Origin of the sequence: Enterobacter sp. JJBC (assembly GCF_036936505.1) — a bacterium.
Taxonomy (GTDB): domain Bacteria; phylum Pseudomonadota; class Gammaproteobacteria; order Enterobacterales; family Enterobacteriaceae; genus Enterobacter; species Enterobacter hormaechei_C.
Window position 1 is genome coordinate 75310 of record NZ_CP136936.1, and the last position, 12460, is coordinate 87769.

Annotated in this window: 8 protein-coding genes and 2 pseudogenes; all 10 read left to right on the forward strand. The window is 55.1% G+C overall.

Annotation, left to right across the window (positions count from 1 at the left end):
• Nucleotides 1–5: 5 nt before the first annotated feature.
• The 10 genes and pseudogenes from RY075_RS23670 (at nucleotide 6) to tap (ending at nucleotide 12207) form a co-directional block, all read left to right on the forward strand.
• Nucleotides 6–566: a protein traS gene (locus RY075_RS23670; protein WP_338628752.1), complete on the forward strand. Its 561-nt coding sequence runs from the start codon at nucleotides 6–8 to the stop codon at nucleotides 564–566.
• A 187-nt stretch (nucleotides 567–753) separates the two neighbouring features.
• Complete coding sequence (gene traT / locus RY075_RS23675; RefSeq protein ID WP_338628754.1) at nucleotides 754–1491, forward strand: conjugal transfer complement resistance protein TraT; 738 nt, start codon at nucleotides 754–756, stop codon at nucleotides 1489–1491.
• 149 nt (nucleotides 1492–1640) lie between these two features.
• Complete coding sequence (gene traD, locus RY075_RS23680) at nucleotides 1641–3821, forward strand: type IV conjugative transfer system coupling protein TraD (protein ID WP_338628756.1); 2181 nt, start codon at nucleotides 1641–1643, stop codon at nucleotides 3819–3821.
• Complete coding sequence (gene traI, locus RY075_RS23685) at nucleotides 3821–9118, forward strand: conjugative transfer relaxase/helicase TraI (RefSeq protein ID WP_338628758.1); 5298 nt, start codon at nucleotides 3821–3823, stop codon at nucleotides 9116–9118. The genes traD and traI overlap by 1 nt, the downstream gene beginning before the upstream one ends.
• A gap of 18 nt (nucleotides 9119–9136) precedes the next feature.
• Nucleotides 9137–9703 (forward strand): annotated as a pseudogene (locus tag RY075_RS23690) (DUF2726 domain-containing protein).
• A complete protein-coding gene (traX, locus tag RY075_RS23695) occupies nucleotides 9700–10431 on the forward strand; it encodes a type-F conjugative transfer system pilin acetylase TraX (RefSeq protein ID WP_338628760.1) in 732 nt (243 codons plus the stop codon). Before RY075_RS23690 ends, traX begins: the two are co-directional and overlap by 4 nt.
• Nucleotides 10432–10472: 41 nt before the next feature.
• Complete coding sequence (locus tag RY075_RS23700; RefSeq protein WP_338628763.1) at nucleotides 10473–10814, forward strand: hypothetical protein; 342 nt, start codon at nucleotides 10473–10475, stop codon at nucleotides 10812–10814.
• 148 nt (nucleotides 10815–10962) lie between these two features.
• Nucleotides 10963–11525 (forward strand): annotated as a pseudogene (locus RY075_RS23705) (phospholipase D family protein).
• A 131-nt stretch (nucleotides 11526–11656) separates the two neighbouring features.
• On the forward strand, nucleotides 11657–11899 hold the full coding sequence (locus tag RY075_RS23710) for a replication regulatory protein RepA (RefSeq protein ID WP_000078032.1): 243 nt from the start codon (nucleotides 11657–11659) through the stop codon (nucleotides 11897–11899).
• A gap of 230 nt (nucleotides 11900–12129) precedes the next feature.
• On the forward strand, nucleotides 12130–12207 hold the full coding sequence (gene tap, locus RY075_RS23715; RefSeq protein WP_071530466.1) for a RepA leader peptide Tap: 78 nt from the start codon (nucleotides 12130–12132) through the stop codon (nucleotides 12205–12207).
• Nucleotides 12208–12460: the final 253 nt, after the last annotated feature.

The window sequence follows — 12460 nt, forward strand, 5'->3', positions numbered from 1 at the left end:
GGAAAATGAAACGCTCAGAACTGGAAAAGGATGCTGCATATGTTCTTGATGAGCTTAAGAATCGAGACTATGATATTCCATCAAATAGCCAGATTCTAAAAGTTATTTTCAGTAAGCTAGTTATTGTTTACGCTATTCAGCTATTTTTTATTGCTGTCGATGTATTTATTAATACTGGGCGAGGGGGGTATCATTATTTTGATACATTGGTGATAGCTCTTGGTTCAAATGTTTTTTTTAGTCTTGTTTTTTTAATGTCATCCTATAATTTTGTCTGCATGAGAATTGCATTAGGAAACGAGATAAGAAATCGGTCAGTTTTAATTGGGTTAATTGAGAAAAAGATCCACTTCTATAGTGTTTTTCTCCTGTTCACAAATTCCATAGTTGGAGTGATTTTGCTGTGGGTTGGAGAGAGTTTTGTCTCAGGTCTGGGATTTTCATGGTTTGTGACTTTCCTTGTGAGTGCTCTTTGCTTACAGGGTTCCTTATCCCGATATATGACACCTGCTGTGGTGAGTAGTTTGTCAAAAGTGAAAGAGCTGCTCTCCGCGACTTCCAAATAAGCCATATCTTCATGGCGTTGCTAATGAGTAAATGACCCGGCGTTCAAAACTTCAGCATAACCTTATGATTGATATGGTTATGCTTCTACCTGTACATTATTCATACCACACTCTAAGAGTGTGGTGATGATAGTGGTTCTTCTGGGCATGATAGATATCATGCAACTTATATGGAAATGAGAAAAATATGAAACAAAACATTAAGTTGATGGCAATGACTGCCGTATTATCCTCCACTCTGATCTTGTCTGGTTGTGGAGCGATGAGCACAGCGATAAAGAAACGTAATCTCGAAGTGAAGACTCAGATGAGTGAAACAATCTGGCTTGAGCCTTCTTCACAGAAAACAGTGTTCCTGCAGATCAAGAATACCTCTGATAAAGACATGTCTGGCCTGCAAGCCAAAGTCGCTAAAGCTGTTCAGGAGAAAGGCTACACCGTCACCTCATCACCGGAAAGCGCACATTACTGGATTCAGGCTAATGTCCTGAAAGCGGATAAAATGGACCTGCGTGCCGCTCAGGGATTCCTGAACCAGGGCTACGAAGGGGCGATAGCGGGTGCCGCATTAGGTGCGGGGATTACCGGTTATAACTCCAGTTCTGCCGGCGCAACATTAGGTGTTGGCCTGGCGGCTGGTTTGGTGGGAATGGCCGCTGACGCGATGGTGGAGGATATCAACTATACGATGGTGACGCATATTCAGATTTCTGAAAAAACAAACGCCAGCGTGCAGACCGATAATGTCGCCGCCCTGAAACAAGGTACCTCCGGATATAAAGTGCAGACCAGCACGCAGACCGGTAATCAGCATAAATACCAGACTCGTATCGTGTCCTCTGCCAATAAAGTTAACCTGAAATTCGAAGAGGCAAAACCCGCCCTCGAAGATCAGCTGGCGAAATCTGTCGCCAATATTCTGTAATACCGTCAGGGTGACCGCCGGGTCACCCTGTTGTAACTGTCATTTCCTGAAATACATTACACCGTTTAATTACATCAAATAATCTGTTAACGCAGCAGACTGGCCTGTATCCGGCCCGTCAGCAGATCGTTTGCCTCCGGGAAAATATAATGAGCCTGAATCCTCGCGACTTAACGCAGGGCGGTCAGGTCGCTTTCATGCGCCTGAAAATGTTCCTGCAAATAAATAACCTGATTTCTTATTACGTTATTATGGGGACGGTTTTATTTGGAATTGCCGTCCTGCTTATGCGTATGAGCATTCAGAATCTGACCAACGGCATTATTTACTGGTTTGTTCGGGTAATGTCGCCCTTTACTGAAAAAATGGTCAGTCAGCCTGTCTATACCATCCGTTATTACGAACATAACCTGCAGTACAGCGCCAGGCAGGTACTGAGCGACAGTTACACCCTGTACTGCGGTCAACTGCTGAAACAGGAACTGGTTATTGCAGGATGTGCCGCGCTGCTGATCGCCTTTCTGGCCACATTCGCTGTGTACTGGTATCTCGGGCGTACCGGTCGTAAGCAGAGCGAGGATGAAATCATTGGTGGCCGCGTCCTTAGTGAGACACCAAAAGACGTCGCCCGGATGATGAAAAAACGCGGAGAAGCATCCGATATTCGTGTCGATGACCTGCCGCTGAAGCTGGATTCTGAAATCCAGAACTTCGCCATGCACGGGACAGTGGGATCGGGTAAGTCCCAGCTGATGCGTAAAATTTTGAAGCAACTGCGCGAGCGTGGTGACCTGGTCATTATCTACGACAAGGGCTGTACGTTCGTGGAAGATTTCTATGACGAATCACGGGATAAGATCCTTAACGCGCAGGATGCCCGGTGTCCGAACTGGGACATGTGGGAGGAGTGCCGCACGATTTCCGAACTGGAGAATGCCAGTACGACCCTGATCCCGGCCAGCAGTGGCGAAGATCCGTTCTGGCAGGGCAGTGCACGTACCATCTTTGCGGAAGGTGCAGAGCGAATGCGTAAGGATGAGGACCGCAGCTACAACAAATTCCTGCGCACGCTTCTGGCCATTCAGTTGGATCAACTGCGGGCATTCCTTGCGGGAACACCCGCCTCCACGCTGGTTGACGGCAAGATTGAGAAGACCGCCATCTCCATCCGTAGCGTGCTGACCAACTACGTTAAGGCGATGCGTTATCTGCAGGGGATCGACCGTCCGGGCCGGGAGAAATTCACCATCCGGGAATGGATGAAGGGCCAGGCCGATAAATCGAAGAACGGCTGGCTGTTCATCACTTCTGATGAGCAGAATCATGAGTCGCTCAAGCCGCTGATCTCCATGTGGCTCAGTATTGCCGCCACCAGTTTGCTGGCGATGGGGGAAAACCGTCAGCGCCGCGTCTGGTTTTTCTATGACGAACTGGCCTCATTGCACAAGCTGGCCACGCTTCCACGCATCATTGCCGAAGCACGTAAGTTTGGCGGTTGTTTTGCTTTAGGGTTCCAGAACTTCGCTCAGATGGAAGAAATCTACGGCCCGAAAGCGGCGGCAGGGCTTTTTGACCTGCTGAACACCAAGTTCTTCTTCCGCTCCCCGAGCGCCCAGATTGCGAAGTTTGTGGAGGAGGATATCGGGGAAACCCGGCGCCTGAAATTCAGTGAGCAGACCAGCTTTGGTCACGAGCAGGTGCGTGACGGCATTTCCTTTGGCAAAGAAGAAGAACGCGTCAGTATTGTCAGCTACTCCGATGTGCAGTCCCTTAACGATCTGCAGTGTTTTGTCACCCTGCCCGGTGAGTACCCGGTAGTGAAACTCTCAATGAAGTATGAGGCGATGCCTAAAGTGGCTGACTCTCTGCTGTTGCGGGACGTGCAGACCAGTCTCGACCAGACGATTGAAGACGAACTGGTACGCCGTACAGAAGAGGAACGCCGCAACCTGGATGGGTTGTTTAACCCTGTGAAGCCGGTAGCTGAAAACCCACTCCCGGAGACAACACCACCGACCGACACCCAATCGAAGGCATCGCCATCCGTAGTTTCTCCTGCAACGGCCTCGGGGAATACCACTTCTTCGGCCGATACAACTGTTGGCAACCCTGCCGCTACCGGAGGTACGGAACGGGATATAGAACAGGATTCACCAAAGGATATTCCCCCGGGGCTGAACAGTGACGGTGAGGTTGTGGATTTCGCAGCGTATGAGGCATGGGCTCAGACCTCACACCAGACTCGTGATATGACCCGCAGGGAAAAGGTCAACATCAACCATGTGACAGATAAAACGCATGACTTTGATGACGACAGGGAGGTGTTCTGATGCTCTCAATTTCTTCTATAAAGGGTGATTCGGCCTATTACAGTCATGAAGACAACTACTATGCCAGTGGTTCGCTGGAGTCTCGCTGGCTGGGAGATGGCGCGGAGAAACTGGGCCTGAAGGGCGAAGTCGCCAACGCCGATATGGATTCGATACGTCAGGGCAAACTTCCTGACGGCACCGATCTCTCCAGGATGGTCAATGGCGTAAATAAACACCGCAGCGGCTACGACCTGACTTTTTCAGCCCCCAAAAGTGTATCGATGATGATCCTCATTGGTGGTGATACCCGCTTGCTTGATGCGTGGAACCGCAGTGTTGAAAACGGCATGAAAGAGGTAGAGAAGCTTATCAGCGCGCGCATCACAGACAATGGAAAAACCGACACCGTTCTGACGGGAAACATGGTGGCCGCACTGTACAACCATGATACTTCCCGTGCTTTAGATCCACAGATCCATACGCATGCGCTGGTGTTCAATACCACGTTTGCGGAAGACAAATGGCGGGCGCTGGCCAGCGATACACGTATGAAAACCGGATTCGGTGAAAATCTGTATGCGCTGCAGGTGGCGATCGGAAACCTCGTACTGCAACCATTCAGACAGGAGGCGGAAAAACTCGGTTATGAAACGGTTGCAGCCGGTAAAAATGGTCTCTGGGAACTGAAAGATGTTCCCGTTGCGCCGTTTTCGACCCGAAGTCAGGCTATCAGCGAAGCGGCAGGGCCGGATGCGTCCAAAAAATCCCGCGACGTTGCCGCACTCGATACCCGCCAGGTAAAAGCCTGGGCCGACCCCGATCTGCTGAAAGCTGAATGGCGCCGGCGGCTGACCGATGAAAAATTCGATATCGATAACTATATCGACCAGGCGCAGACGCGGGTGGAGCCACCAGGCTCTGCTGTCGGCGGTACAGAGGGCATTCGGGCTACAGGCCAGCCTGGTGGTGCGTCTTCCGCTCAGATTTCTGAGTCAGACGTGCAGAAAGCCGTCAGTGACACGATTTCGGCATTGTCGGAGAAAAAGGTCCAGTTCACCTGGTCCGAAATGCTGGCCGGCACGGTCAGTCGTCTGCCGTCAGCGTCAGGTCTGTTTGAGCAGGCCCGTGCCGGCATTGATGCCGCGATTGAAGGGCAGCGGCTTATCCCTCTGGATCGCGAGAAGGGCATTTTTACTTCCGATATTCATCTGCTGAACGAACTCAGCGTCCATCAGCTGGCGCGCACGGCCATTCAGGAGCAAACCGTGCTGGTCTTTCCTGAACGGGCAAAAGAGCGCGATATGCCGGCAGGTGATGCTGTCTCTGTGCTGACCCAGGATAAAAGCCCGGTGGCTATTCTCAGCGGTCGCGGAGGCGCGCAGACCTTGCGTGAGCGCACGGAAGACGTGGCCATGATGGCCCGCGCACAGGGCCGTGAGGTGATGGTGATTGCAGCCGACGGTCGCAGTGGCCAGTTTCTGTCAGAAAGCCCGCATCTGGCAGGCCATGTAATGCTGCGCTCGCAGATGAATGCAGACACCGTATTGCCGGTGCAGGGCACGGTTATCGTTGACCGGGCGGAGAGACTGTCGCTGAAAGAAACCGTGCTGCTGCAGGAAAAGGCGCTCAGCGCCGGTGCGCAGCTGATTTTTATGGATACGGAAAACCGACAGGGAACGGGGAACGCGCTGTCTGTGCTGAAAGAGGCGGATATTCCACAGTACCGGTTTTACGGAACGCAGCTGCCGGAGGTACGACTGGTCAGCGAGGCGGACAAGCGTACCCGTTATGGCCAGCTGGCGCAGGAGTACGTGCGCCTGTCTGCTGAAGGGCGGGATGTCGTGGCCCAGGTGACCGGTGCCCGGGAACAGCAGCAGCTGACGGAGGTTATCCGGGATATGCGCCTTGATGCGGGTGAGCTGGGCCGGGAGCAGGTGACACTCCGGGTACTGGAGCCGGTGTGGCTGGACAGCAAAACCCGTCATCAGCGTGATAACTACCGGCCCGGGATGGTGATGGAGCAGTGGGACGCTGAGAAGAAAACGATGACCCGGCACACCATTGACCGGGTGGCTGAGGCCACTAACAGCCTGGTGCTGCAGGGGGAAGACGGTAGTCGTCTGACCCTGAAGGTGACGCAACTGGACGGCAGCTGGAGCCTGTACCGCAGCCGGATACTGGAGGTTTCTGAAGGGGACCGCGTCAGGGCGCTGGGGCGAGAGCTGAAGGGAGCCATCAAAGCGAAAGAGCAGTTCACCGTGGCGGGGCTGGAAAATGGCGTGGTACGGCTGCGCAGCGGCGACCGGGAACTGCATCTGCCCACTGAACGGGCCGTGAAGCTGGCCCATGACTATGTGGAAGGGACCGGAGCGGGTACCAGCGCGTCGCGCACGGTACTGGCCGCTGTCGGTTCGCGCGGGCTTAATAAACAGACCCTGAACGCGCTGGCGCAGAGCGGCAGCGACATCCGGATTTATACGCCGCTGGAAGGCCGGCAGGCAGCACGCAAAGTGGAGAGTGTGTCTGCCGTGCGACTGGCCAGTGACCAGGTCCGTCAGTCGACCGGCGAGGCAAATCTGGATACCGCCATACAGGCCAGTCGTGACCGCCTGATGTCGGATGCAGAGCAGGCGGTGAGTCTGGCCATCCCGCGCGCGCAGCAGGGACAGGTACACCTCAGTGAAATTGCCCTGCTGTCAGAAGCGGTAAAATCCGGCCAGCCGCTGGCTGATGTCCGGACTGAAATCGCCCGGCAGGTGGACCGCGGGGAGCTGATACAACTGGATTCAGTTTCCGGGGCGGGAAACAGGGTGCTGGTTCCGCGAGTGGCGTATGAGATGGAAAAGACCATCATCCGCCATATTGCTGAGGGTAAGGATGCGGTACAGCCCCTGATGGCGCTGACGCCTGCCTCAGTGCTGGCCGGTCTGACGGCAGGCCAGCGGGAGGCCACGCGGACAGTGCTGGAAAACACCGACCGCTTTATGGCCATTCAGGGGTATGCCGGGGTGGGGAAAACCACCCAGTTCCGGGCGGTGATGGGTGCCCTGAACACCCTGTCTGAATCCGTGCGCCCGCAGGTCATTGGCCTGGGACCCACGCACCGGGCCGTGCATGAGATGCGTGAGGCCGGGGTGGAGGCACGAACGCTCGCCAGTTTTCTGAGTGAAACCCGGCTGGCCATACAAGCCGGGGAAACACCGGACTTCCGCAATGTCCTCTTCCTGACCGATGAGAGCTCGATGGTGGGTAACCGTGATATGGCCGAGCTCTATCAGCTGGTTGCCGCAGGCGGCGGACGAATGGTCTCCTGCGGGGATACCGCGCAGCTGCAGGCCATCTCAACCGGTCTGCCGTTCCGCCTGGTGCAGCAGCGCAGTGCCATCGATACGGTGGTGATGCAGGAGATTGTCCGCCAGACCCCTGCACTGCGCCCGGCGATTGAAAGCATCATCGCCGGTCAGGTTGATACATCACTGCGCCAGGTGGATGACGTCAGCCCGCAACAGGTACCACGTCAGGAAGGAGCCTGGGTGCCCGGGAATTCCGTCATGGAAATCCGTGCGCCGAAAAAGGGCCAGGAGCAGGATACTCCCGCTGCCGATGAACAGACACTGACACCAGAGCAATTGTCACTGGTCCGGACCGACATCATTGAAGCCATCCGGGATGACTGGATGGGGCGCACCCCGGAGGCGCAGCAGCAGACGCTGGTTGTGGCAGAACTCAACGCCGACCGTCATGCCATCAATGATGCCATACATGCCGCCCGGCATGAGAAAGGCGATACAGGTGCTGAAGAACGCACGTTCACGGTCCTGGAGCCGCTCCGGGTGCCTGACAACGCCCTGCGTGCGGCTGAAACCTTTGCTGAGTACACCGGCGCCGTGGCTATGATGAACGAGCGCTACTGGACTGTGGCGGAGGTGGATATGCAGGACGCCGTGGTCACGCTGCGTAATGCTGACGGGGAGTCGGTGCTGATCTCTCCTCAGCAGAACACTGCACAGGATATTTCCCTCTTCACACCCCGCGATCTGACGATCAGTCAGGGGGACAGGGTGCGCTTTACCCGCTCGGACACCGACCGCGGCTATGTGGCCAACAGCCTGTGGGAGGTGGCCGGGTTCACTGACGACGGGGCCATCCGCTTTCGCCAGGGAGATCAGGAGAAAATTCTCGACCCGCAGGCCATGACGGAGGACCGTCATATTGACCTCGCCTATGCCCTGACGGTGTATGGCGTGCAGGGGGCCAGTGAACGCTTTGCCATTGCCCTGACCGGTACCGAAGGTGGCAGGAAAAGAATGGCGTCTCTGGAGTCCACTTATGTGACGCTGTCACGAGCAAAAGAGCATGTGCAAGTCTATACCGACGATCTGGCTGGCTGGAGTACCGATGCCCGGCACTCAAATGCCGGACAGACCGCTCACGACCTGCTGCACCAGAAAAGTGACCACGAATCCGACACCGGCAACCGACTGCTGGCCACCGCCTCACGACTGGATAAAACAGCACTGGGACGCAGGGTTCTGGCGGAAAACGGCCTTGAGGGTGAAACAATGGCGCGCTTCATTGCTGCCGGCAGGAAATACCCGTCACCCTATGTGGCCCTGCCGGCGTGGACCCGTCACGGAAAAGAAGCCGGGGCACTGCTGACCGAAATCCGGATTGAGGATGACGGGATGCGCGTGGTGCTCAGTGATGAGTCCCGGCTGCGTGGTGGGGAGGATGCGCAGTTTGCCGGCCTGCAGGCCAGCCGTAACGGACAGACACTCATTGCTGATGATGCACAGACGGCGCTGCGCCTGGCGCAGGAGAACCCGGAGAGCGGGGTGGTGATACGCCTGCACGGTGAAGAACGGTTGCTCAATGCAGCCCGCCTGACCGGGGGACGAATCACGGAACCTGATGAGGTTGCACGAACAGTGCGCAGTGTGGCGGAGGCTGAATCGGCGGCGAAAGCGGAAGACCCCATTACGCTGCCTCCGGATGAGCAGCAGAAACTGGCAGAGGCACAGGAAAAAGCTGCCCGGGAGCTGGCGGAGCAGGCCCGGCAGGAACTGCTGCCGGCAGTGTCGGGTGAGGAGAGCACAAGACCCGAAACACGGTTGTCTGCCGATGAAGAACGTCGGCTGCGTGACGGTACAGCACGGGGAGAACGTGAGCTGGAAGAGGCTATTCAGGAAGCGGTGGCTGACGGTCGGGGTATCCGCCAGCAGGTGCGCGAACAGATGCTGCGTACCGAGCGTGAGTGGGTGGTGAATGTACCGGAAAAAGACATTGAGCTGGAAAAAACGCTCGGTGGGGACTGATTCAGGGAGGATATGTGTATGTTTACCGGAATATTCATCATTGCCGTTCTGCTCGCCGGATTTGTGGTATTGCTCAGGCAGGCCGGTTCGGCCCGGCATCCGCTTTTGCAGATGCTGCGTGAAAAAGGGATTCGGCCGGGCAGAACTGAACTGTTGCTGTGCCGCCGACCGTCGTTCGTCAGTGCCGGTCAGCTGATGACGGCGCGGGAGCAGCGTTTTCTGCGCCGGCTCGACAGGGTGACCGATACCCGCCAGTGGCGGCTGTGTCCGCAGGTTCGTGTGGCCGATATCGTCAGAGTGGCGCTCGACTGTAAGTCCGGGAGCCGTGAATGGTGGCAACTGTTTCGCCTGGTATCGTAGTGGCACTGCGATGTGGTTATCACGGACCGCGCCGGGCGAATCATTGTGGCAGTGGAGCTGGACGACCGTTCCCATCAGGCGCCGAAACGTCAGCGGCGTGACCTGCTGCTGGAAGAGGTGCTGAAACAGGCGGGTATCCCGCTGCTGCGTGGCGATGATGAGCAACAGCTGGCGGAGCGCGTCAGAGCACACCTTTGCGCACAACGACAGGAGGCTGCAACATGAATCCGGGTAAATCTGTTGCCCTGCATCCTTTCAGGCTGGCCCTGAATTTCTCCGCGCTGCAGCGCGATGTCATCCGGATGGCCGCGTTTATGGCAATGGTGGGGGACCACATCGCCACTGCCTTCCAGCTGGATATGCCCTTACTGAACATGGCCGGGCGTTGTGCATTCCCCCTGTTTGCGCTGGTCAGTGGCTGCAACATGGCAGGCAAAACCCTGCGGCAGCACAGCCTCAACCGCCTGTGGCTGATGGCACTCCTGACCCAGCCGGGTTACTGGCTGGCCTTCAGGGAAGCCGGACTCATGTGGTGGCAACTGAATATCCTGTTCGCTTTCGCTGTTGTCATGCAGGTGACCCGCTTCCTGCAGGCGACGACCGTGCTTAATGGCGTTGCAGCGTTCACGGCCCTGGTGGGGTATCTGCCGCTTAGCTCTGCCAGTTACGGTATACCAGGTCTGCTGATGCTCGCCGGCGCGCTTCTTATCTGGCAGATCCGGGACTCACTTCGGCCAGCCCTGTTTGCTGTCTGGCTGTTGCTGGTCGGCCTGCTTAATGCCCGACATGGTGATGTGATGACGCTTTCCGGTGTACTGCTGACGTTGACTGTACTGTTTTGCGTGCACGGGCTGGTACCGGCTCCCGGACGACGCCTGCAGGCCGGACGGTGGTTTGCACCAGCGTATGCCCTCCATCTGCTGTGTATTGGTTTTCTGGTCAGTGTTCTTTGACCTGTCTTTACTGTCGCTTCAATCAAACAAAAGGAATTCACATGAAAAATAAGCAAATCGCTTTATCTGCGGTTATCTCCGGTTGCCTGTCATTAAGCGGGCCGACGTTTGCTTCGTCAAAAGGGCCTGTACTTATCCATTCAGAACTACCTGAACAGATTATGGCAGCGCCTACCGCGGTGCCTGAGCCGGTCACGACTAACGTGCTTCTGCGACAGATTCTGGCGGAGGTGATAAAGGTAAACAGCCTGAAGGAGGATAACCGCTGTAGCGATGGTGAGAAGAAGTATTCTCCGGGTTACATCATCAGCGTTGGCAATAAAACGCTGCGATGCGATATCAGCAAGGACTACCCGCAATGGATCGAGGGGAACAAAGCTTGAGGGCCGAAAAAACTTCCGCATGATCCTGTTTGTTCAACTAAACGGCCTGACGCCTCCGCAGGGCGTCGTTGTCCAACCCCGGCAATCGGGGAAAAGCAAGTTTCCCCCGATTCCGGCGTTTCTGAATACATCCAGCGAAGGAAATACCATGCAAATAATGTCTAAAAAACATATGTGCCGATGGTTTCTGCCCAGTCTGCTCGGTCTGGTTCTGTGCGTGCCAGTACCGAATACTTACGCAGCCACCGTTGAGGCAGGATTTTCTCCGGAAGGTACAGCTCTCCAGCTGGTTCTTAAGACAATTGAGACCGCGCAACAGGAAATCCGTCTGTGGGCTATTCCTTCACCTCTCCGGAGGTGGCCAGGGCACTAGTCAGGGCAAAACGTCGGGGCGTCGATGTAGGCGTGGTTCTGGACTGGAAAGCTAATACCGGAAAGAACAACAACGCCAGTAAAGCAGCCATGAACATTCTGGTTGGTGCTGGTATCCCGGTTCGTACAGTCAGTGCCTACAAAATTCTCCATGACAAAGTGATCGTCGTTGATGGCCGCAACACCCAGGTCGGCTCCTTTAACTTCAGCCGGGCTGCAGACCGTTCGAATTCAGAGAACGTGCTTGTCGTCTGGGATGACCCAGTCTTAGCCCGCAGCTACCTGAACCACTGGACATCCCGCTGGGCGCAGGGAACGGACTGGAAACGGACGTACTGACATCCCAAAAAACGATCCTGAAACGTAAACCGTGCGCCAACACAGGTTACGTTCATAAAGTAAGTCGCTGATTTCAGGAATCTGTAGTATTCTCTGCAAACGATCCAAGTTTGATCCTTGAGGAGGCAGAGATGTCGCAGATCGATAATGCAGTAACTTCCTCATCGAAACGGGCTTACCGAAAGGGTACGCCTCTTAGTGTAAGTGAGAGGAAAATGCGTTCGGTATCCCGTAAAAGGGAGACTCATAAACCTGTAAATGTGTTCATCCAGAATTCTCACAAAGATAAACTGGACGCATTTTGTCAGGAGAATGGGTTAACTCAGGCAGAAGCGATAGAGCTGCTCATAAAACGAGAATTGTTAGGTGAGTAGTCACATTCCTTGATCGAACTGTCTTTGAATGCTAAATTCCTGTTCGTATAAAGAATTTTGATGGCTGGCCACGCCGTAAGGTGGCAGGGAACTGGTTCTGATAGGTATCAACCTGGGACCAGAAAAGCAAAAACCCCGATAATCTCATCCATTCTTGGCGGGACGGTAAGATTAACGGGGCCTACTTAAACTGTATAGAAGCTGTTGCTCTATGCAGGGAGTATAGTTTTATGCTCAGAAAAGTTCAACACCTGTTTCTGCGCCATTTGCTCCTTCCGTGCAACATAAGTGCGGGCGGGTTTGAATAGCGGAACATTTTCCGATTCTACCTATTTCGACTGGTCGGAATACGACTTAGCGAATCTGCGTGAAGCACGCGATTCTGCTGTTGTTTCTCCGAAGCGTACTCGCCGTCGTCGCGGAACACACTCGACGGCGTGTAAGTGTGCTGATCCTAAATATCTTCGACCTGCGAACTTTAGCGAGCTTCCGAAAGTACTTCGGGACGGGTATCATCGTGCCCAGAAACGCCGTTTCTCGCGGCATCCGTATTTCGTGCAT